This is a genomic window from Dactylosporangium fulvum (assembly GCF_025137375.1).
In the GTDB taxonomy this organism is placed as follows: domain Bacteria; phylum Actinomycetota; class Actinomycetes; order Mycobacteriales; family Micromonosporaceae; genus Dactylosporangium; species Dactylosporangium fulvum.
This window is the reverse complement of record NZ_CP073720.1, coordinates 6,974,510-6,996,565: the sequence shown is the minus strand read 5'-3', so window position 1 is coordinate 6,996,565 and position 22,056 is coordinate 6,974,510. Positions and strand designations below refer to the sequence as shown.

Here is a 22,056-nt window from a genome sequence, read left to right as displayed (position 1 = left end):
GGCGCGGCGCCGCGCCGTGAACGCTGTTCAGGGCTGCGGCAGTCCGAATCACGGGCGGGCGGCGGCGTACAGCATCTCGCGCATTCCGGGCGCCTGTTCCTGGTCCTCGCGCCACACGAGGCGGAGGCTCAGGTCGGGCACGGGCAGGCGGAGCCGGACCAGCGTGCCGGCGCGGACACTGTCGGTCACCGCGAAGTCGGGCAGCAGTGAGATGCCCAGACCGTGTTCGGCCCAGGCGCGCATCACCGGCACGCCGCCGGCCCGGACCCGCTTCGGACCGACGCCGAACAGCCGGTCGCCGGCCAGCCAGAACGAGCATTCGGGCACGTTGACGAGCAGCCGCTCGCCGGTGAGGTCGGCGGCGGCCAGGTCGTCACGCTCGGCGAGCGGATGGGTGGGCGCGGCGACCAGGGCGAGCGGGACGGGCTCCAGGTCGACGTACGTGAGCGGTCCCGCCGGCGGGGCGAAGCCGAGGCCGCCGATCTCGGTGCCGGAGTCGAGCAGCAGCGCCGCGTCGAGCTGGCCTTGCAGCACGCCGTTGAGCAGGCCGTCCCGCGCTCGGTCGGCGTGGACCTCGACATCGATGTCGGGGCGGCGCTGCGCGAAGCGGGCCAGGACCCGCGGCACGTACACGCCGGCGAGGGTCTCCAGCGCGCCGAGGCGTAGCGGCCGCCGGACGTCGCGCACGTCGCGGATAGCCTCTTCGGCCTGCCGCAGCAGGGTCGCGGCCCAGCCCTGCAGGCGCTTGCCCGCCGCGGTGGGCTCCATCCCGCGCGGGCCGCGGCTGAACAGGGCCACACCGAGGGTGTCCTCGAGGGTCCGGATCTGCTGCGAGACCGACGACGGCGCGAGGTCGAGGGCGATCGCCGCGTCGGTCACCGTTCGGTGCCGAATGACCGCTTCGAAGGTCCGGAGCTGACGCAGTTCCATGCCGGGTATCAAGTCCGCGGAGCGTTCGGAAATTCCGAACGCGGCGTGCGGTACGGCCGGTGGAGCCGTTACCACGTCCGGACGCACCGTAGTCCCCGTCACGTCACCACCGACCTTGATGGGGTTGTTCTCGATCATGAGCGTTCTGCAATCGGCCGGGCACGCCGTGTCCGGTCCGCCGGTGCCCGACCGCCGGCGCCGGCGCCGGATCCTGATGGGTCTTGCGCTCGGGTACTTCATGGTGCTGCTCGACATGACCGTCCTCTCGGTCGCCGAGCCCGACCTGGCCGAGTCGCTGGGTACCTCGATGGCCGGCCTGCAGTGGGCGACCACGGGGTACACGGTCACGTTCGCGGCCCTGCTGCTGTCGGCGGGGGCCGCCACCGACCGCTACGGCGCGTCGCGGCTGTTCCGCGCCGGAACGGCGGTGTTCGCAGCCGCGTCGCTGCTGACCGCACTGGCGCCGGCGCTGTGGGTGCTGGTGGTCCTGCGCGCGGTGATGGGCGTGGCGGCCGCCGCGTGCGTGCCGGCGTCGATGGCGCTGATCGCCCGCCTGTACCCGGAGCCGGCCGCCCGGGCGCGTGCGATCGCGGCCTGGGCCGCCACGAGCGGCGCGGCGGTCGCCGCGGGCCCGATCGCCGGCGGCGCCCTGGTCGGCGTGGCCGGCTGGCGTGCCGTGTTCCTGATCAACGTGCCGATCGGGCTGCTCGTCCTCGGCCTGACCTTGGACCGTGCCGCCGCGCTTTCGAGCGATGCCGGAACCGGCGCGCGGCCGGGCGGTGCCGTTGCAGGCACGACGTCCGTCGGTGTCCGGCCCGCTGTGCCGCCGGCCGATGCCGGAGGTGGTGCGCCGCGGCGGATCGACTGGCCGGCTCAGGTGGCCGCCGCCGCCGTGCTGGCCCTGGCGACCGACACCCTGATCGCCGCCGGTGCGCGCAACTGGCCGCACACCGTGATCGCCGCGGTGGCGACGGTCCTGTCGCTCGGCGTGTTCGTCCGGCTGGAGCGGCGCAGCGACGCCCCGGTGCTGCACCGGCAACTGATCAGGGTCGGCCGGGTACGCGCGGTCCTGCTCGCCGGCGCGGCGGTGAACTTCGCCTTGTCGGGCGCCCTGTTCGTACTGCCGCTACTGCTGCAGCAGCACCTGGACCCGCTGCACACGGGCTTGGCATTCCTTCCGCTGACGGTGCCGTTCGCCGTCAATCCGCCGCTGACCGGGCGGATCGTGGCGCGCGTCGGGCCGTATCGGCCGATCGTCGGTGGGCTGGCGCTGCTGGCCGCGGGCGGGGTGGTCATGGCCGTCGTGCTGGCCGCCGACGCGAGCTATCCGTGGTTGGCGCTGGGCCTGCTGCTGACCGGTTCCGGCGTGTCGTTCGCGCTGCCGGCGCTGACCGTGGCCATGGTGAGCGCGGCTCCGGCGGGGGCGACCGGTGCGGCGGGCGGCATGCTCAACGCGGTACGCCAGACCGGGGCCACGGTGGGGGTGGCCGCGATGGGCGCGACGGTCGCGAGCGGCGCGGGCGCCTCGCTGCTCGTCTCCTCGGCGGTGTGCGCCTTCGCGGCGGGCACGTTCGCGCTGGTCGGCCGGGCGAGGTAGGCCTGCGGACCGGCAGTGGCGCGCCGGGCGACCCGGCGCCGCGTACGCCGCGTACGCCGCGGCCGGCGTGCGCGGCCGGGCGGCATGGGACGGAAGGCGCCTGCGTCACCACGAGCGAGCATGTGCCGGCCGCCGGCGACGGCGGCCGGCACATACCTGCCGACTCAGCTGCCGGCTGCCGCACGCTTGATCAGGTCGGCGACCGCGTCGGGTTGCGAGATGTAGATGGCGTGGCTGCCGGCGACCTCGACGACAGTCGAGCCGGTGCGCTCGGACATCGCCCGCTGGGCCGGCGGCGGGATCATTCGGTCGTCGGTGGCGACCAGGTACCAGCTCGGCTTGGAACGCCACGCCGGCTCGTTGACGGTGCCACCCAACGCGCCCACGCCCCACGGCACCTGGGAATCGGCGAGGAACGCGGCCTGGGCGGCCGGAAGGTCACCGGCGAACGAGGCGGAGAACTTCTCCCGGTCGAGGAAGAGGAAGCCGTCGACGGGCGGCAGGATCGGTGGGACCGGTGCGCCCGGGGGCGGGTCGGCGATGAGGGTGTTCACCGACTCACCCTTGTCGGGTGCGAAGGCGGCGATGTACACCAACGCGGCCACCCGCGGGTGGTTGCCGGCCTCGCTGATCACGGCGCCGCCGTACGAGTGGCCGACCAGGATCGCGGGACCGTCCTGGCGGTCGAGGACGAGCCGGGTCGCCTCGACGTCGCCGTCGAGCGACAAGGTGGGGTTCTGCACGACGCTGACGCGGTATCCGTCCCGCGTGAGCCGGTCGTACACCGGCTGCCAGCCGGACCCGTCGACGAAGCCGCCGTGGACGAGCACGACGTTGGACACTGCTGGAGAGCTCACGAACTATCACTCCTCATGTGCTGGATCGGTGCGACGCGAGTGACGGTAGGCGGCCGGCGGCCCCGGTCGATTGCGTCAAATGACTGGTGCGCGTCAACCGCTCGGCGTCGGCGGATCGGTGGCGCCGGTGTCCGCCAGCGCATCCCGGAGGGCCGCGCGTGAGGTGATCCCCAGTTTCGGGAAGGTCTGGTACAGGTGGGTACCGACGGTCCTGGGTGACAGGAAGAGCCGTTCGCCGATCTGTTTGTTGGTCAGACCGGCAGCCGCGAGCTCAGCGATCTCGCGTTGCTGCGGCGTCAGCGCGCCCGGACCGGCCGAGGCCAGGTGACCCACGGTCTGGCCGGTCGCGCGCAGCTCGGCCGCCGCGCGTGCCGCCCACGGGCGGGCGTCCAGCCGCTGGAAGGTGTCCAGGGCGGCGGTCAGGTACCGGCGGGCCTCCGCCGTGGCCTTGCCGCGCCGCAGCCGTTCGCCGTAGGCGAGCGCGATCCGGGCGCGATCGAAGGGCCAGCGCTCGCCGCCCGCGACGGCGAGCGCCGCGGCGAACCGGGCCGGCGCCTCCACGTCGGTCGCGACCAGGGCGGCGGCCCCTTCGACGGTCATGGCCAGCCGCGCGGACATCCCGGCCACGCCGGAGGTGCGGGCCGCGGCGACGTGCGCTGCCGCCTCGGTGAATCGTCCGGTACGCACCGCCGCCTCCACCGCGTCCATGATCACCCATAGCGCGTGCGGCACGCTGTCGGCCAGCTCACCGACAGGGGTGATCACCGTGGCGTGCCGGTACGCCTCCTCGAAGTCCCCGCGGCCGAGCGCATCCGTCAGCATCGCCTGGGCGGCGATACGCGAGACGAGGCCGGCGCGGCGCGGGGTTGCCCACATCGTCATCCGGTCGGTCAGCCGCTTGACGGTGTCGTGCTCGCCGCGCGCGGCGGCCAGCATCGCCAGCAGGTACAGGCCGATGCATTCCAGCAACCGGTAGTTGTGGGTACGGCACAGTGCGACGTGTTCCTCGGCGAGCGGTCGCATCTCGTCCCACTCACCGGTCATCATCTGGTCCAGGCCGAGCAGGGAACGGGCATGCAGGGACAGGGTGACGGCCGCGCCGCGGTCGTCGCCCAGGATGCCGGACAGCGCGGTACGGCAGAACGTGAGCCGGTCGACGAACATCGCGGACAGGCCGACCCTGACGCTCCACACCGGGTCGGCCCGGTCGGCCAGGCCGGCGATCGCCTGGTCGATGCGGTCGAGCAACGCCGGCGCGGCACGTGCCGGGTCGGCGAACGTCCCGGCCAGCAGTGCGAGCAGTTCGGGTACCGGAGAGGTGAACTGGGCGAACGCGGCGTGGAACGGCTTCCACAGCTCGGCCCGTCCGCCGAAGTAGCACACCCAGCCGAGGGTGTAGAACGCCTCGACCAGCGTGGTGTTGCCGCCGTCGTGCGGCGTCGGCTGCATCTCGATGGCGCCGACCAGCAGCCGGTGGGCGGTGTCGATGTCGCCTTCACCGCTGAGCAGCAGGTGATGCGCGGCGGCGACCGCGGACACGAGCGGCCGGTCGTGGTCGCCGTCGCCCTCGCGGGCATCGGCGAGCAGGCGGGGGACGTCGCGCAGGTCGCCGGTCACGACCGCGCCGAGGTACGCCGCTTCGGCGAGTCGGCGGCTGCGGTCGGCGCCCACCGGGCTGAGGTCGGCGGCACGCAGCAGGGCGGTGACCGCCCCGGCGGCGTCACCGCGGCTGCGGGTCGTGTGAGCGGTGTCCTCGAGCAGGCGGGCCACCCCTTCGTCGGTGCCGACGGTCGCCTGGGCCAGGTGCCAGGCGCGCCGTTCCGGGCGGTGCGCCAAGCTCCCGGCAAGGTCGGCGTGCGCACGCACGCGCTCGTCCACGGTGGACAGATCGACCACCGCCGACCGGGTCAGCGGGTGATGGAACGCCACAGTACCGGCGTGCTCGTCGACGTGGACCAGACCGGCCCGCTCGGCCGGGGCCAGCGCCGCGAGGCCACCGTCACCCGTGGCGAGCGTGTCCAGCCGGCCGGTGCCGTCCAATGCGGCCAGCAGCAGGAGGCGCCGGGTCGGTTCGGGCAGACCCCGTACCCGCGACTCGAACGCCGCCTGGAGACGGCGGCTCAGCGGGAGTACCTCGGGTAGCGACCCCATTCCGGACTGCTGGCGGTCGGTGAGCGCCAGCGGAAGCTCCAACAGCGCCAGCGGGTTGCCCTGGGCCTCCGCGAGCAGGCGCCGCCGGACGCGGGGAGCCAACGCCGGGAACCGCTGGGTGACCAGCGTCGTCGCGGCCCGGTCGTCGAGCGGCCGGACCTCGTGCTCCGGCAGCCCCGACCGGTCGAAGAAGCTCTCCGCTCCCGTCCGGTACGCCGCCAGCAGCCCGACCCGGGCCGGCAGGCGGCGAGCGACGATCGCGAGCACCATGGCGCTCGCCCGGTCCAGCCACTGCAGATCATCGAGCGACAGCAGCACCGGGCCGGTCGTCGCCGCCCGGTCGAGCAGCGCCAGGGTCGCATTGGCGATCATCAGCAGGCCGGGTGGTGACCCGTGGCGAACACCCAACGCGACGCCGAGCGTCCGCCGGTGCGCCGGGCTCAACCCCGCGAGATCCTCGATCAACGGGTGCAGGGCCTGGTGTAGGGCCGCGAAGCTGTAGGCCGCCTCGAACTGTGTGCCCGAAGCCACCAGAACCCGCGTCCCCGCGGCCGTGGCGTTCCCGGCCGCCGCCCCCAGCAGCACCGTCTTGCCGACACCGGGCTCACCGGACAGCAACTGGGCGCCACCCGCACGCCCCGCCCGATCCACGAACGAACGCAGCATCAGGAGGTCGTCGTCACGACCGACCACGTCGGTCTCGCCGACAACCGCCGCAACACCACCGACAGGCACCTCGCGCACGTGGGCCGCCGAGGACTCGAACCCCGGAACGCCGACTCCGTGACCGTCCCGGCCCGCTTCCCTGCATCCTAGGGACCACGCCGAGCGTGGAGAAGGGAAGCCCGCTCGCGCTCCATGGTCGTGGCGACCCGCAGCGCCGGCCGGTGGGCGCGGGTGTTCCCGGGAAATTACATAGACCATCATCGTTCAAGCGCTACCAAACGCTCCATAGCAAACAGGTATGAGAGCTCGGCTGCGCGAGAACAGAAGATCCAAATATGCCGCACTGTCGGTAAGAAATGTGCCGGACCGTCTGTACGGTCTGGATGCGCTGGCGTCAGGCCAACGCGTTGCCGAACGTTTTGTTCGTTCCCAGTCGTCAGGGTTTCGTCCGGCTCCTTGCCAGAAAATGGAGTACACGCCGCGATGCGTTCGTCCGCTTGGCCTGTGTCCGTGCAGTTGTCAGTGCAGCGCTGGTGGCACACTCGCCGGCCCCGCAAACCCTGGACCTGCGGGGACGCGGCGTGTGCCCAGGCCGGCCCCGGCACGCCGGCGGGTGGCGCGCGGTGACGACGCACGGGCTGACCCGGCGACGGATGAGCGGCGGCGGGGTGTGGCTGTTCCAGGTGGGCGCAAGCTCGCCGATGGCGGTGCTGGCCGGCGGTATCGTCGCCACCTACGCCACCACCGGCGTGGTCGCCACGCCGCTGACGTTTCCCCTCCTGGGGACGTTGCTGGGGCTGCTGGCGGTCGGGTACGTGGCAATGTCACGGGCCGTGCCGCACGCGGCGCCGGCATACGCGCTGCTGGCGCACGGGTTCGGGCCGGTGACCGGGATGGTCGGCGGGGCGCTTGCGCTGGTGTTCTACTCGGCGATCCAGATGAGCCTGTACGGGCTGGTCGGTGTGACGATCGCCGATTTGGTCGGTGGCAGCTGGGTGCTGTGGTCCGGGGCGGTGTGGCTGGTGGTGGCGGTCTGCGGGCTGCTGCACGTGTCGCTGTCGGCGTTTGTGGTCGGCTCCGTGCTGTGCGTCGAGCTGGCGGTGATCGCGCTGTTCGACATCGCGGGATTCACCCACCCCGCCGGCGGGGCGATCAGCACGGCGCCGGTCAGCATCGACGGCCTGTGGTCGGCCGGGATCGGCGGGGCGTTCACGCTGGGTATCGCGGCGTTCATCGGCTTCGACACCGCGCCGGCGTATTCGGAGGAGGTGCGGACCAGCCGCAGCATCAGCAGGTCGACGCTCGCCGCGGTGCTGTTCATGGCGCTGTTCTACGGCGTGTCGGCCTGGTCGCTCGCGGTCGCGGTCGGCGCCGACCAGGTCGCCCCGACCGCCGCCGATCCGGACGCGGGTCTGCCGTTCTCGCTGCTGGACCAGTGGTACGGCAACGGTCTGAGCCTGCTGGCGACCCTGCTGCTGGTCACCAGCGTGGTGGTGGCGATGCTGAGCTTCCACAACACGATCGCCCGGTACCTGTTCGCAATGGCTCGGGAAGGGGTGCTGCCCGGGTGGTTGGCCCGGACCGGGGCCAGCGGCCGGGCGCAGGGCGCACCGACCGGCGGGTCGATCGTGCAGAGTGTCTCCGCGCTGCTGGTGGTCGGAGCGTTCACCCTGGTCGGCGCGGATCCGCTCAAGGTGATCTTCACCTGGTTCTCCGCGGCGGGGGCGGTCGGCATTCTGGTGATGCTGGTGCTCATCTCCGCCGCCGCCATCCGCTACTTCCGTCGCGGTGGAGGCAGCAACGAGAGCCTGGCCATCACGACCGTGCTGCCGACGCTGGGGGTCATCGCCGGAGCCGGGGTGCTGGCCATCATGGTGCTGCATCTGTCGTCGCTGCTGCGGATCGCCGACGACTCCCCGCTGCAGGCGATCATCCCTGCCGTGGTCGTCGCCACGATCGTCGTCGGCGTGATCTGGGGGATGCTCCTGCGGGCCAGACGGGCGCGGGTCCTGCCGGAGATCGGCCGGGGCAGACCCGACCCGCTGCGAGTGCTGGACCAGCGGCTGCAGGACCTTGATGTCTGAGTCGCGGACCACGTCGGCGGCCGGCCGGGCTCCGACGGGACAGCACAGCGCTGGGCCGGCAACGGCAGACGGCCCGGGAGCCCCGAGTTCCCAGCCGGGGCCGGGTCCGGGGCCCGGCCCGCAGCACGCCGGCGACGCCAACGCGACGCCGAGGTGGGCGGCCGAGCGCACCAGCGAGGTTCCGGCCGCGCATCGCGCCGACACAGATCCGCGTGGGGGGCAGCGGCACCTGCGCGCTGTCCCTGCCATCTCGCAGCCCGGCCCGGAACCAGGCCCGGAACCAAGCCCGGAACCGTTGAGCAGACCTGCGGTGGACGTCACGTCGGAGTTCCGCGGGGCGGTCGTCGCCCGGCTGCGGAAGTTCTCCGTGATGCACGCCCGGCATTCATGGCAGCGCCGGCGCCGGGACCCACTCGCACCGCACGGGGTGGCATTGTTCTACTTCGAACCTTCTGCCCGGCTGTACGATCAGCTACGCACAGCCACCCGAATCTTCCTGGCCGACGACGAGGCCACCTCGCTGCCCCACCTGCTGTACGGGCTGGCCCAGCACGCCCAGGACGGGTACAACACCGATCCCCGCTTCGACCCGCGAACCGCCATGGCGAACCGGGTCGACAACATGTCGCCCTACGCGATCTTCGCCGGAATCGGTGTGGTCACGCTCGACACCCCGCACGGCGACTGGGCCACCGTCCAGCGCGGAGCGCGGGACGAGCTGGACCTGCCGGGACGCTGCTTCGCCCGCCTCATCGACGGCACGATGCTGCTCATCGACCGCGGCGGTGAGCAGCAGTTCAACGCGATGACGGTGCAGTGCTCGATCCGGGACGGCAACGCCCAGTACGGCACGCCGAGCATGCAGTGGCGGTGGAACCCGGCGCTCGCCGAGACCACCGAGGACGATCCGACCTTCCACGTGTGGCGGTGGATGAGCGAGCTCGGCCGGATCATCGACCACGGATCGCGGACGCGATGAGCGCGGCGGCCATGCCGAACGACCCGACCGTGCTCGGCCGGCTCGAGCAGTTGCACGGCGACCTGCGCCAGCACGCCGACTTTGATGTCGGCTTCCCCGGCGCAACCGACCTGCCCGACATGAGCCCGCTGATCCGGTTCGAGCGACTGCTGCTCAACAACGTCGGGCACCCGTTCGCCGCCGGTGGCGCCTACCGCCTGCACACGAAACACCTCGAGCACGAGGTCGTGGGATTCGTGGCGGACCTGTTCGACGCGCCGCTGGACAACCGGCACGGCTACGTCAGTGCCGGCGGCACCGAGAGCACCCTGTGGGCGCTGTGGCAGGCCCGCCGGCAGCTGCCCGCCGCGACCGTGGTCTGCTCGGCGGCCGCGCACTACAGCGTGGCCAAGGCGGCGGAGCTGCTGAGGATGCGGCTGCAGGTCATTCCCACCGACCGGCGCGGCGAGCTGCGCTACGACCTGCTGGAAGCCGCGGTTGCCCGGCAGCGGCGCTCCCGGCGCGGCACCGGCGTGATCGTGGTCGCCTCGGTCGGCACCACGATGACCGAGGCCGTCGACGACGTCGCCCGCATCGGCGCTGCCCTCGACGCGGCCGGCGTCGGACCCGGCCTGCGGTGGATCCACGCCGACGCGGCACTGGCCGGCATCCCCCTCGCGCTCTGCGACCCCGCCACCCGGCCTGCGTTCACCCTCGCCGACGGCGCGCACAGCATCGCGGTCAGCGGACACAAGTTCCTGGCCACCCCGTTCCCGTGCGGGGTCGTCGTCGCGCTCGCCGACCGGCACACCGGCCGCGGCGACATCAGCTACACCGCCGCGCCGGACAGCACCATCACCGGCTCCCGGTCCGGCCACGCCCCACTGTGGCTGTGGTACCTGCTGCGCTACTGGGGCCTGTCCGGGCTACGGGCCCGCGCCGAAGCGGCCCGCACCCTCGCCACCTACGCGGAGCAGCAGCTCCACGACCTAGGCTGGCCGGCCTGGCGCGCCAGCCCGCTGGCGTTCACCGTTGTCTTCCCCCGCCCGCCGCAGTCGCTGCTCGATCGATGGCCGCTGGCCACCGACGACCAGGGCAACGCCCACATCGTGTGCATGCCGGGCAAGAACCGCGAGCTCGTCGACCGGTTCGTCGCCGACCTCGCCCGCAGTCTCGCCCTCGACAACGATCCCCTTCCCGGGGCGATGGCATCCTGAACCTCCAGCCCACCCGTCAAGGTCGCAGAGCGAGCTTGCCGATGGTGGTTCGTGACTCGAGTGCCATCAGCGCCTGCGGCCCGTCGGCCAGGTCGTAGACGGTGGGCATGACGGGGGTCACCACACCGGCGGCCCTGAGCGTTGCCAGCTCATCCATCAGGCCGGTGAAGATCTGTGGTGCGGTGTCGGCCAGGACACCGATGTGCAGCCCGATCAGGTGGATCTGATGGGTGAAGTTGAGGTCCCGATTGGTGACGGCGGCCTCCCCGCCGGCCATGCCATAGACAACGACTCGGCCGGTGACCCGCTTGGCAGCGGCCAGACTGGCGCTGAAGACGGCCCCGCCGGCGGATTCCAGCACCAGGTCGGCGCCGTTGCCGTCGGTCAGCCGGAGCACCTCGGCGGTGACGTCGGTGTTCCGGTAGTCGATGACATGGTCGGCACCCAGCGCGCGCACCGTGTCAAGCTTGCCGGGGGAAGCGGCCGCGATCACGGTTGCCCCGTAGTGCTTGGCCATCTTCACCGCGGCCTGGCCCACCCCGCCCGCGGCGGCGTAGATCAGGACGGTTTCATCGGGAGCGAGGCGGCCCAGTGGTCGCAGCGCGGCGAGCGCGGTCGCCCAGTTGAGAACGAGTCCGAGGGCCTGCTCGTCGGACCAGCCCGCTGGCACCGGTGCCACGGCCGTGGCCGGCAGCACCATGTATTCGGCGAAGGCGCCGTAGCCGAGGCCCGCTACACGCGTGCCGACCTTCAGTCCGGTCACGGCGTCGCCGAGGGCGACGACAACTCCGGCGGCCTCGAAGCCCGCGACATACGGTGGGCGCGGCCCGCCCTGGTAGGTGCCGCGGGTTTGCATGACGTCAGCGAAGTTGACGCCCGCCGCCGTGACCCGGATCAGGATCTCCCCCTGCCCCGGGGCGGGCACCGGCGCGTCGGTGATCAGGTGCATGTCCTGTGGGCCGTCGAGGGACGTCTGCCGCAAGACCCGCATGGTGGTCGGGATGCCCTCGGCCCCGGTTGCCGAGGCGTCCGGGTGTTGCGTCAGGTCGGCTCGTGAAGTCACGTTCGGACGATAGAACCCTCACGTCCACGTGAGGGTCAAGCCTGTGATCTTCAGCCGCTCTCGGCTGCCCGTCGCGCCGCCAGCAGGTAGGCGTCGACAGCGTCGCGGTCACGGATCAGGCTCGTGATGCGGCGATCGAGCTGTTCACGCTGCCGGGCGAGCTGGTCGAGCATGTACGTGCAGGGCACTTGCGGCAGCAGGCTCGACGGACTGTCGAGGTAGGGCAGGATCTCGCGAATGATCCGCGTCGGCAGGCCATGGCTGATCAATCCGCGGATCTGTTGTACGAGCTCCACGGCGCCGTCGCAGAAGTCCCGATACCCGTTGCTGCAACGCACCGATCGGATCAGGCCTTCCTCTTCGTAGTAGCGCAGCGCACGCACACTGGCGCCAGTCTTCCGCGAAAGGTCACCGATCTTCATGGAACACCACCGGCATAGCAGTCCGACGTGAGCGTCAAGCTTTGCACAAGCCGCGTCCGCTGTTCAGCGCGGCAAGCCCCGCAGGCTCGCACGCAGCACCAGGCCGAACAACAAGGTTCCTGCTCGGCAACCACGTCCCAGCGGTGTGATTGCTTGCACTACGGTCGGATCGGGAGCACGCCAGCCGGTAGCGGGGCCCGCTCCTGGGCTTCGAGGAACGCCTTGACGACCGCGCTGTCCGCCCGTCGGCGCATCCAGAAGAGCGCGACGTTGCGATGCGCGGTGGGTGAGTCGATGGTGCGGACGGTCAGCCCCTCGGTGCTGGTGGTCTGCAGCGCGAGGCGGTTGATGACGCCGATGCCGAACGCGGCGCGCACCAGCGCGACCAGCGTCGTCGGCTGGTCGGTCAGGTAGACGATGTTGGCGCGGCCGGCGGCCTCGCCGAGCGTGTTGCGAACGTCGAATCCGCCGCCGTCCTCCTCGGCGCCGGCCGGATTGCCGATCAGCGGCCGGGCCAGGACATCCTCGACACTGACCGACGCCTGCTGGGCAAGGGGGTCGTTCTCGCGCATGACCACGACGATGTCCTCGTGCCAGATCGTGCGATGGCACAGTGTGGTCTCGCGCATTTTCGGCAGCAGCGGCCGGAAGGCCAGATCGACGGTTCCGCAGGCGACCATCTCCTCCAGCGTCGCGGCGGTTCCTTCGTGCAGTTCGACGGTGACGCCGGGGTGTTCGGCCTGCAGTTCCCGCAGCACCGCGGGCAGGTAGGTCGAGCTGACGCTGGGGTAGCTGCCGATGGTCACGTGTGCGACGATGTTGTCGAGCGTGCTGCGAACCGCTTCGATGCCACGCTGCAGTTCCAGCATGGCCGCCATGGCGTGGCCGCGGAACAGTTCCCCGGCCGCGGTCGTGCAGATCGGCCGTGCCTTGCGATCGAACAGTGTCACGCCGAGGGCGTGCTCCAGCGCCGCGATGTGGGCGCTGACCCGGGACTGCGACAGGTGCAGCGCGAGGGTGGCGGCGCCGAAGCCACCTTTGTCCGCCACTGCGAGAAAGCTGCGCAACCAGGCGGTTTGCAGCGACATGGCGTCCCTGGGGTCGCGTGGGGTCAACGCGACCGGGTCGAGGTCGTCGGGTTCCTCGGGAGCGCTCATCGGTGGTCATCCTGTGCCGAGGCGACGATCTCGGCCAGGTGCACCACCTTGGTGCGCAGCCCGGCGCGACGAACCGCCGTCGTCAGCTGGCGCTGGCCTCCCGGATTGACCATGACCAGGAAGTCTAGGTCCAGATCGGCCGGCGCGGCCAGTTTCGCGGCGAGGACCCGCTGGCTGTCGCGTCGGCGGAGGATGGCGTACGTGCCGGCGGCGCCGCGGCAGTCGCCCGCGCCGGGGATCTCGACGTAGTCGCCGAGCATGTCGAGCACTGCGCGGGGCGCGTCCCGCACGCCCAGCCCGTTGCGAAGGTGGCAGGAGTCCTGCAGACCGATGCGGGCGTGCAGCGCGCCGCAGCGGCCCTGGTCGGACACCACCCGTGCACCGGGCAGCGTGCTGACGGCGGCCCATGGTGTGCCGGCGAAGCCGAACGTGGCATCCGTCCGGTAGGGCACCAGGGCCGCCGGACGGATCTCCACGTTCGACGCCCCGACGATGCGGCCCAGATCGGCGGCGATCGTGGGACCGTCGGCGACTGCCGCGGCGGTCATGCCGCAGTCATCCCGCCGTCGATGACGAGAGCCGTCCCGTTGATGAACCGGCCCTCCGGACCGGCGACGAACGAAACCATCGCGGCGATCTCGTCCGGCGTTCCCATGCGCCCGTCGAGCTGCCGGGCCGCCATCGCGTCGCGGGCGGCGGCCGGATCCGGGGCGTTGGCGAGGATTTTTCCGATCCATTCGGTTTCCACGGTACCGGGACAGATGGCCACGCAGCGGATGCCGTCCCGGGCGTGGTCCACGGCGATCGCCTTGGTGAGTCCGATCAGGCCGGCCTTGGAAGCGCAGTACGCGGCTCGGCGGGCGAGCCCGACCAGGCCGCCCACCGAGGCGATGTTGACGATCACACCGCTGCCTCGATCGAGCATCAACGGCAGCGTCGCCCGTGTCGTGAGGAAGGGGCCCGTGAGGTTCACCGCCAGGACACGGCTCCAGTCCTCGTCGCTGGTTTCCAGCACGGTCGCGGCCACGCCGATGCCGGCCACGTTCACCAGCACCTCCGGGGCGCCGATGGTCACCGCGATCTCCCGGGTGACCGAGCCGACCGCGAGCGGGTCGCACAGGTCCAGCGTGAACTCGTGCGCCTTGCCGCCGATGCGCTCGATCTCGGCGCGTGTCCCGGCGAGGCCGGCGACGTCGAGGTCGACCATGGCGATCTCGTAGCCGTCGCGGGCCATCGACACGGCGGTGGCGCGGCCGATGCCGGAGGCGGCCCCGGTCACCAGGGCGACCGCTCGCCGAGGCCGGCCCGGCGCTGCTTCGCCCGGCCGGCCCGCCGGAGGCGTCATGAGTACGCCGTCCCGGGCAGCGAGCCGTCCATGGCGTATCCGCCGTCGACGTCAAGACAGGCGCCGGTGGTGTAGCACGCCTCGTCGGAGGCGAGGTAGCAGACGGCCGAGGCCACCCACTCCGGCGGCGCGATCGTGCCCAGCGGAATCTTCGCCTGCAACGATCGGACGATCTGCGGGGTGTAGATGGGCTCGCTCATCCTGGTCCTGGTGGCGCCGGGGCGCACGCAGTTCGCGGTGATGCCGTAGGGCGCGAGCTCGGATGCCATCGTGCGGGTCATGGCCTCCAGTCCGCCCTTGGTCGCCGTGTAGGGCGCCGCGTTCGGCTCGGAGACCACGGCGTGGACCGACGAGACGTTGACGATGCGCCCCGCGGTCTTGTTGTCGACCATGACGCGGGCGACGGCCTGGCTCAGGAAGAACGCGCCGGTCAGGTTCACCGCGAGCACACGGTCCCAGTCGTCGCGGCTGACCTCCAGGAAGGGAGCGATGCGCAGGATGCCTGCGACGTTGGCCAGCACGTCGACGCGCTGGTCGTCGTCGCGCAGTCGGGTCACGAGCTGCTCGGGGGCGGTGGGATCGGCGACGTCGAGGTTGATCAGACGCAGGCGCCCGGCGCCCGGGTCCTGCCACGGGTCGGTGTGGTGCACGTCGACGGCGTAGACGGTGGCCCCCTCGGCCAGCAGGCGCGTCGCGGTAGCCCGGCCGATGCCGGAATCGGCGCCGGTGACCACGGCAACCTTGTCGCTGAATCTCATCGTGGGACCTCTCGTGCTGAGCGGAACTGGTTCGGCGGCGGCCCGGGACGCGCGGGCGGGACGTCGGCGGTCATACGACGGCTCCCATCCGCCACGGCACGATCTCCTCGGTGCCGAAGCCGAGCGTTTCGGACTTGCTCGGTGTACCGGAAGCCATGTCCACCAGGGCTTCGAACACGAGGGTTCCATAGTGGATCTGTTCGTCCCGCGACATCGCGGGGCCGGCGTCGAAATCCATGTCGCCGCGCATGCGGGCGAACAGCTGGGAGGTTGTGCTGATCTTGAAGCACGGCGTGGGGCGGGACCCGAACACCGAGCCGCGGCCGGTGGTGAACGCCAGCAGGTTCGCCCCGCCCGCCACCATGCCCGTCGCCGACACCGGGTCGTAGCCGGGGGTGTCCATGAAGGTCAGTCCGGCGGCGGTGACCGGTTCGGCGTAGGCGACGACGTCGTTGACGGGACTGGTGCCGGCCTTGAGGACCGCCCCCAACGACTTCTCCCAGATCGTCGTGATGCCGCCGGCCTTGTTGCCCTTGGAAGGATTGCTGTCCAGTGCGGCGTCGTTGCGTGTCGTGTACTCCTGCCACCAGACGATCAACTCGTCGATGCGCCGGCCGACCTCGGGTGTGGCGGCCCTGTTGCGCAGCAGGTGCTCGGCCCCGTAGATCTCGGGAGTTTCGCCGAGGATGACCCGGCCGCCTGCCGCGACCAGAAGGTCGGCCGCCACGCCGAGCGTCGGGTTGGCGGTCAGGCCCGAGTACGCGTCGCTGCCCCCGCACTGCAGCCCCAGCACCAGCTCGGAGACCGGAACGGGTTCGCGCCGCAGGGCCGCGACGCCTGGAACCATCGCCGCGATACGGTCCAGTGCGGCGTTGACGGTGGCTGCCGTCCCGCCCAGGTCCTGGATACCGAGTGTCTCGGCGGGGATGTCTTCGCCGAAGACGTTCTCCGGCTGGTTGATCTCGCAGCCGAGGCTGATCGTCAGCACCGCGGCGATGTTCGCATGCCCGGCGTACCCGCGCAGCGTGCGCCGCAGGATGTCGTCGCCGGCGGTACCCTCGGCCATGCCACAGCCCAGGTCGTGCGTCAGCGCGATCACGCCGTCCAGCCCGGGAACACCGGCATGCGCGGCGTTGGCGGTCTGCGCGACCATGCGGGCCACCGTCGCCGAGCAGTTGACGGTCGGCAGCACGGCGATGTAGTTGCGTGTCGCCGCTCGGCCGTCGGCGCGGCGGTAGCCCAGGAAGTGCTCGCGTGTCGCTGCGGCCGGCGGGCTCCACGCCGCCGTCGAGCCCCGGAACACGGAGTTGCCCGCGGTGTGCTGCCCGACTCCGAGGTTGTGCAGGTGTACGTGGGCTCCCGGCGGGATGTCCTGCCTGGCTGAGCCGATCACCTCGCCGTACTTGTGCACCGGCGCGCCGGCGGCGATGGCCCGGATGGCAACCTTGTGACCGGCCGGGATGTCGTCGACCGCGGTGACCACGCCGACGGCGGTCCGGACCAGCGCCCCGCGGCCGACGTCGGTGAGCACCAGCCCGACGTCGTCCACCCCCGCCATCGGCACCAGCGGCTCCACGACGTCGGTCGGCGCGGCTGTCGTCATGAAAGTTCCCGCCGGCCGGCGTTCGCTGCGAGGCATGCGGAAGCATCGCCGTCGAATGCGGCCGCCTCGAATCGGCAGGCGATTCTTTCGTGCTTGTCTGGAAATCGACCGAGCCCGGATTCCGCGACTCGAAGCGGGAGCGTCATGCCGTCGACCATAGGTCGCCGGGCTTCTCCGGCGAAGCGTGAGTAACAGAACGGCATCATCCGTATCGCGAATAGTTGCAGGCCGGGCTGCGGGCGAAAAACGGCACACGGCCGGCCGTACGGCAATGGCGCGAAAGGCGAAGGGCCGATCCGAATTTCGGATCGGCACCTGCCGAAACATGCGCTTCACCGGCATGATCGCCGGGCGTAACGTCGGCTGCACCTTGAGCCCGGATACGGCCGAGACCCGACGTGAACTGGAGGCATCTGATGTTCGAGCACCGCCGCTGGTTCGGCGACGATGCGCGGGGCACCTGCGGTCAGCGGCGGCGTGCTCGTCGTCGGGTCGCGACCATCTCGACGGCGAGCTGACCGTGGTGCATCCGGCGCCGGCGATCGCGGTCGCCAACGTGTCGAAGTCGTTCGGCGGTATCACCGCCGTGGACGGCGTCTCGTTCACCGTCTCCAGCGGCGAGGTCGTCGCGCTGGTCGGAGAGAACGGTGCCGGCAAGTCCACCATCAAGAACATCATCGGCGGAACCCTGCGGCCCGACTCCGGCCGGGTGAGCTTCAGCGGCGCGCCGGCGGCCGACGGGGTCGGCAGCGCCAAGCACTCCGGCGTTGCCACGGTACATCAGGAGACCAGCCTGTTTCCGGATCTCACCGTCGCCGAGAACATCCTCATCGACCGGCTTCGGGCCCCCGGCCGCGCGACGGTCCGTCCCGGACAGTTGCGGCGCACCGCCGCACCCGTGCTCCGGCGCGTCGGTGCCGGCTTCGGCCCGGAGGCGATCGTTCGTGACCTGTCCGCCGGGCAGCGCCAGCTGGTGGAGATCGCCAAGGCACTGGCCGCCGACCCGCGCGCGATCGTGTTCGACGAGCCGACCGCGTCGTTGAACCTCGTCGAGCGTGAACTGATCATGGGGATCGTGGAACAGCTGCGCGCCGATGGCGTCGCTGTCCTCTACATCTCGCATTACCTCGAGGAGATCGCCAGGCTCAGCCAGCGTGTCGTGGTCATGCGCGACGGGCGCGTCGTGGCGGACCGGCCGACCGGCGAGCTCGACCGTGCCGCGCTCGAATCACTCATGGTGGGGCGGGAGCTCGCGCAAGGCTACCCGCCGCTCGCACCGCCTCGGAACACGAAGACGTTGTCGGTGCGCGACCTGGGAGACGGCGCCAAGGTGTCGGGTGTCTCGTTCGACATCGCCGAGGGGGAGATCTTCGGCCTGGCCGGACTGATGGGCTCGGGCCGCACCGAGGTCGCTCGCGCGATCTTCGGCCTGGCCGGCCACATCGGCCGGATCGAAGTGGGCGGACGGCCGTTGCGGCGCGGCGATGTCCGCGCCTGCATCGAGGCCGGGATGGCGTTCGTCACCGAGGATCGACGGCACGAAGGGCTATTCCTCGACAGACCCATCCGCGAGAGCCTGTCCATCGTCGACCTCGACTCGGTCTGCCGGCCCCGCCGGACCGGATGGCTCGACAGCGGCAGCGAGCGTCGCATGACCGAGGAGCTGGCGAGCAGGGTGCATCTGGTCGCCCGCGGTGGTCTTGGCGCCGGCGGCGGATCGCTGAGCGGCGGCAACCAGCAGAAGGTGGTCCTCGGCAAGTGGCTGGTGAGACGGCCCGGTCTGATCATCCTCGACGAGCCGACCCGTGGCATCGACGTGGGCGCCAAGGCCGAGATCTACCGGCTGCTCGTCGATCTCGCCCGTGCCGGCTCGTCGATACTGCTGATCAGTTCGGAGATGGAGGAGGTACTCGGGCTCAGCCATCGCGTCGGGGTCATGCACGACGGCCGCCTCGCCGGCGTTCTCGACCGATCGCAGGCCACCCAGGAAACCGTGATCCGGCTCGCCACGGGTGGTGCACCGTGAACCGGGCGACCGACGTCCACCGGCGGCTCCGCGCGGCCGTCCGACGTGAACCGTTGCTGCCGGTGCTGGTGATCCTGTTGATCGCGCTGGCGGGCTCCTACCAGGGGTTCGCCACGGTGGCCAATTTCCGCAACATCGCTGTTCAGGCGAGCCCGCTGATCATCGCCGCCGTCGGCATGACATATGTGATCATGACGGCCGGGATCGACCTGTCCGTCGGGTCGATGCTGTTCCTCGCGGCGGCGATCGAGTCCAGCCGGGCCATCGTCGGCCTTCCCGCTGCCGTGGTCTTCGCCGTCATCTGCGCGGCGGGTGTCCTCATGGGCCTGCTCAACGGTGTCGCGGTCGCGTTCACCCAGGTACCCGCGCTCATCGTCACCCTCGCCGCGATGCAGGTGTTCCGCGGTGCGGGCGGTCACATCACCGGTCAGCAGAACATCGAGCTGCCCGCGAAACTGCGCGGCATCGGCACCGGAAGTCTGCTCGGCGTGCCGACGCCGGTCCTGCTCGCGGCGGCCGTGGCGCTTGCCGGGGGCTTCGTCTTCAGCCGTACGACGTTCGGCAGGTACGTCCAGGCGGTGGGTTCCAACGCAGACGCGGCGGCCAACGCCGGCCTGCCGGTCCGCGGAGTGCTCGTGGGGGTGTACGCGCTGGCCGGCCTGCTGGCCGCCGTCGCTTCCCTCACCCAGACCGCGCGCCTCGGCGCCGTGCAGCCGTCTATCGGCCAAGGCTACGAGCTGACGGTCATCACGGCGGTGGTCCTGGGAGGAACGACCCTGTTCGGCGGGCGGGGAAGCATCGGCGGCACCGTTCTGGGAGCCCTTGTGCTCACAACCGTCCAGACCGGCCTGGTCTTCTCCGGCGCCTCGCCCTACGTCTTCGACATCGTCCGCGGCAGTGTGCTGCTCGCCGCGGTCCTGGCCGCCGGAGCTCGGTGGCGCAACGTTGCTCACGCAGTGAGGCTGACCGGCCGGGGCCGTCCGTCTCGGGACGGGCGGTACGACGCCGCGACGTCGGCCTGAATCGAACACAACACCACATGACACATCGAAGGGAGTTACCGTGAAAACGCTCGGTGTTGCACGTTACCTGGCCGCGGTCGCCGCAGCATCGTTAATGCTCGCTGCGTGCAGTTCGACCGGGAATTCGAACGGATCCGGCTCGGACGGGTCGTCCGGCAAGAAGCGCACGATCGGCGTGAGCTTCGATCTGTTGAACGCGATCCGTCAGGCGGAAAAGGCGTCGATCCAGCGCGCCGCCGATGCCGCAGGATACTCTGTCATCTTCAACGTCGCCGACCAGGACGCCCAGAAGCAGGCCTCCCAGATCCAGGACCTGATTCAGACGAAAAAGGTCGACGCGGTGATCGTCATCGCGCAGGACGGTCAACAGATCGCCGCGTCGGCCAGCCTCGCCAAGGCCCGCAACGTCCCATTCCTCGCGATCGACCGTGCGGTCGCAGACCAGCAGAACGTCACGTTCCAGATCACCGGCGACCCGGTGGCCGACGGCAAGGCGGTCGCGGCCGAGTTCCTCGCGGCGGCGAAGACCACGCCGCTGAGGGTTCTGGAACTGGTGGGCGGGCTGACCGACCAGAACGCGATCGGCCGGCGCGACGGATTCAACGCCGCGCTCGCCGGCCAGCCCAACGTCACCATCGTCAGCCAGGTCCCCACCGACTGGAACCCGACGCAGGCCCTGGACGGAACCTCGAACGCGCTGCAGAAGGACCCCACAATCAACGCGATCTACGTTCCGTCCGACTTCCTCCTGCCGTCCGTGCAGTCGGCGCTGACCGCGGCCGGCAAGCTCGCGCCGATCGGCGACCCCAAGCACATCTTCATGGTGACCATCGACGGTGACCAGAACGGCTGCAAGGCCATGCAGGCCAAGACGCTGGACGCCGACATCGCCACGCCCGTCGACGAATTCGGCAAGCAGGCAATTGCCGCGGTCACCACGGCGCTCGGCGGCAAGCCGGTCGATCCGAAGACCGTCCAGGCCAAGGGGCTGACGCTCAACCAGGCCAACTTCGCCGCGACCAGCTCACAGGTGTGGGGCTGTGCGTCCTGAGCCCGCTCGCGCGGAGGGCTCCGCCGCGGAGCCCTCCGCCGCCCTCTCCGCCGCCACAACCACGCGGCCGGCACACCTGGCCCGGCTGCGTGATCGGGCCCGTCATGCCGGCTGGCTCGCTGACCTTGCGATGCTGCCCGCGCTGATCGTGCTGATCGTCGTCCTGAGCACCATGACCGACGGCCTGCTGACATCATCGAATCTGATCAACGTGTTGAGTCAGTCGGCTGTCGTCGCCATCGCGGCGATCGGCGCGACGTTCGTGATCCTCACCGGCGGGATCGACCTGTCGACCGGAAGTGTGATCGGCGCCAGCGGGGTCGCCGGCGCGTGGATCATCACCAGCAGCGGCAACCTGGCGGCCGGCATCGCCGCGGGGCTGTTGACGGGAACGGTGATCGGGCTGGTGGTCGGGCTCGTCGTGGCGAGGCTCAATGTCGTGCCATTTGCTGTGACGCTCGCCGCGTTGTACGTCGTGAGCGGCTGCACCACCCTGCTCAGCCACGGCCGGACGATCGCGCCGGTGCCTGTCGATTTCATCCGCTTCAGCATCGACGGACCCGGCGGCGTTCCGTATGCGGTGTGGCTCGCCCTCGTGCTGTACGTCATCGCGCAGATCGTGCTGACGCGCACCGCTTGGGGCCGCCGCGTCGTACACACGGGAGCCAATGTCGAGGTCGCGCGCATCAGTGGCGTCAATGTGGTCCGTATGAAGGCCAGCGTCTATGCGGTCGCCGGCCTGTTCTCGGCGATCGCGGGCATGGTGCTGACTTCGGGGCTCGCCGGAGCGGGTGCGAGCATGGGCAGTCCGCTGCTGCTCAACATCGTCGGCGCCGTCGTCCTGGGCGGCACCCGTCTTACCGGCGGGCGGGGCAGTCTGCTGCGCACCGGCATCGGCGTGCTGTTCCTGGGGTTCCTGTCCAACGGGATGAGCCTTCTCGGACTGCAAAGTTACGACCAGCAGATAGTTACCGGATCATTCATCTTCCTGGCGGCTTCCGCGGACGGACTGTTGCGTTGGCTGCGGCGGCGATCTGACCGCGCCTAGCTATTCGCCATACAGATTGATGAGTTTCGAAAGACGCGATCGACGCATCCGGGCAGCGTCGCTAGTTTCATTTCTGGCTGGTTAAAGCCGCGTTACCGGCC

18 protein-coding genes are annotated in these 22,056 nt (G+C 70.9%); 8 read left to right on the top strand and 10 right to left on the bottom strand.

Going from position 1 to position 22,056, the window contains the following annotated elements:
• Positions 1-48: 48 nt before the first annotated feature.
• Positions 49-930 (bottom strand): LysR family transcriptional regulator, encoded by an 882-nt coding sequence (locus Dfulv_RS32240; protein WP_259857574.1) that lies wholly within the window; start codon positions 928-930, stop codon positions 49-51.
• Positions 931-1,066: 136 nt separating this feature from the next.
• Here Dfulv_RS32240 and Dfulv_RS32235 point away from each other — a divergent pair, with 136 nt between their 5' ends.
• Entirely contained in the window at positions 1,067-2,527 is a 1,461-nt protein-coding gene (locus tag Dfulv_RS32235) for an MFS transporter (protein WP_259857573.1), read from the top strand.
• A gap of 164 nt (positions 2,528-2,691) precedes the next feature.
• Here Dfulv_RS32235 and Dfulv_RS32230 read toward each other — a convergent pair whose 3' ends face one another.
• Positions 2,692-3,384, bottom strand: a complete 693-nt coding sequence (locus Dfulv_RS32230) for an alpha/beta fold hydrolase (RefSeq protein ID WP_259857572.1) — start codon at positions 3,382-3,384, stop codon at positions 2,692-2,694.
• Positions 3,385-3,477: 93 nt separating this feature from the next.
• On the bottom strand, positions 3,478-6,279 hold the full coding sequence (locus tag Dfulv_RS32225; protein WP_259857571.1) for a helix-turn-helix transcriptional regulator: 2,802 nt from the start codon (positions 6,277-6,279) through the stop codon (positions 3,478-3,480).
• Between the two features lie 545 nt (positions 6,280-6,824).
• Between Dfulv_RS32225 and Dfulv_RS32220 the strand changes: the two genes are divergently transcribed.
• The 3 genes from Dfulv_RS32220 (at position 6,825) to Dfulv_RS32210 (ending at position 10,460) form a co-directional block, all read left to right on the top strand.
• Entirely contained in the window at positions 6,825-8,285 is a 1,461-nt protein-coding gene (locus tag Dfulv_RS32220) for an APC family permease (protein WP_259857570.1), read from the top strand.
• A 310-nt stretch (positions 8,286-8,595) separates the two neighbouring features.
• Positions 8,596-9,264, top strand: coding sequence for a hypothetical protein (locus Dfulv_RS32215; RefSeq protein WP_259857569.1), 669 nt, complete (start codon positions 8,596-8,598; stop codon positions 9,262-9,264).
• Entirely contained in the window at positions 9,261-10,460 is a 1,200-nt protein-coding gene (locus Dfulv_RS32210) for a histidine decarboxylase (RefSeq protein WP_259857568.1), read from the top strand. Before Dfulv_RS32215 ends, Dfulv_RS32210 begins: the two co-directional genes overlap by 4 nt.
• A gap of 16 nt (positions 10,461-10,476) precedes the next feature.
• Here the strand turns inward: Dfulv_RS32210 and Dfulv_RS32205 are convergent, their stop codons facing one another.
• From Dfulv_RS32205 to Dfulv_RS32175, 7 genes are all read right to left on the bottom strand, one after another.
• Positions 10,477-11,523 (bottom strand): NADPH:quinone oxidoreductase family protein, encoded by a 1,047-nt coding sequence (locus tag Dfulv_RS32205; RefSeq protein ID WP_259857567.1) that lies wholly within the window; start codon positions 11,521-11,523, stop codon positions 10,477-10,479.
• Between the two features lie 50 nt (positions 11,524-11,573).
• Positions 11,574-11,945, bottom strand: coding sequence for a MerR family transcriptional regulator (locus Dfulv_RS32200; protein WP_259857566.1), 372 nt, complete (start codon positions 11,943-11,945; stop codon positions 11,574-11,576).
• Between the two features lie 158 nt (positions 11,946-12,103).
• A complete protein-coding gene (locus Dfulv_RS32195; RefSeq protein ID WP_259857565.1) occupies positions 12,104-13,102 on the bottom strand; it encodes a LysR family transcriptional regulator in 999 nt (332 codons plus the stop codon).
• Positions 13,099-13,650 carry a (Fe-S)-binding protein gene (locus tag Dfulv_RS32190; protein ID WP_259857564.1) on the bottom strand — a complete coding sequence of 184 codons (552 nt, stop codon included), beginning with the start codon at positions 13,648-13,650 and terminating at the stop codon, positions 13,099-13,101. The genes Dfulv_RS32195 and Dfulv_RS32190 overlap by 4 nt, the downstream gene beginning before the upstream one ends.
• Positions 13,647-14,381, bottom strand: a complete 735-nt coding sequence (locus Dfulv_RS32185) for an SDR family NAD(P)-dependent oxidoreductase (RefSeq protein WP_259857563.1) — start codon at positions 14,379-14,381, stop codon at positions 13,647-13,649. Before Dfulv_RS32185 ends, Dfulv_RS32190 begins: the two co-directional genes overlap by 4 nt.
• Before the next feature lie 62 nt (positions 14,382-14,443).
• Positions 14,444-15,205, bottom strand: coding sequence for an SDR family NAD(P)-dependent oxidoreductase (locus Dfulv_RS32180; protein WP_259857562.1), 762 nt, complete (start codon positions 15,203-15,205; stop codon positions 14,444-14,446).
• A gap of 70 nt (positions 15,206-15,275) precedes the next feature.
• Positions 15,276-16,808 (bottom strand): UxaA family hydrolase, encoded by a 1,533-nt coding sequence (locus tag Dfulv_RS32175; RefSeq protein WP_259857561.1) that lies wholly within the window; start codon positions 16,806-16,808, stop codon positions 15,276-15,278.
• A gap of 520 nt (positions 16,809-17,328) precedes the next feature.
• Here Dfulv_RS32175 and Dfulv_RS32170 point away from each other — a divergent pair.
• The 4 genes from Dfulv_RS32170 to Dfulv_RS32155 are packed head-to-tail and all read left to right on the top strand — an operon-like array spanning position 17,329 to position 21,955.
• Positions 17,329-18,834: a sugar ABC transporter ATP-binding protein gene (locus tag Dfulv_RS32170; protein WP_259857560.1), complete on the top strand. Its 1,506-nt coding sequence runs from the start codon at positions 17,329-17,331 to the stop codon at positions 18,832-18,834.
• The gene (locus tag Dfulv_RS32165) at positions 18,831-19,856 is read left to right on the top strand and encodes an ABC transporter permease (protein ID WP_259857559.1); all 1,026 of its coding nucleotides are present in this window, start codon (positions 18,831-18,833) and stop codon (positions 19,854-19,856) included. Before Dfulv_RS32170 ends, Dfulv_RS32165 begins: the two co-directional genes overlap by 4 nt.
• Positions 19,857-19,896: 40 nt before the next feature.
• Positions 19,897-20,907 (top strand): sugar ABC transporter substrate-binding protein, encoded by a 1,011-nt coding sequence (locus Dfulv_RS32160; protein WP_259857558.1) that lies wholly within the window; start codon positions 19,897-19,899, stop codon positions 20,905-20,907.
• A complete protein-coding gene (locus Dfulv_RS32155; protein ID WP_259857557.1) occupies positions 20,897-21,955 on the top strand; it encodes an ABC transporter permease in 1,059 nt (352 codons plus the stop codon). Before Dfulv_RS32160 ends, Dfulv_RS32155 begins: the two co-directional genes overlap by 11 nt.
• The last annotated feature ends 101 nt before the right edge of the window (positions 21,956-22,056 follow it).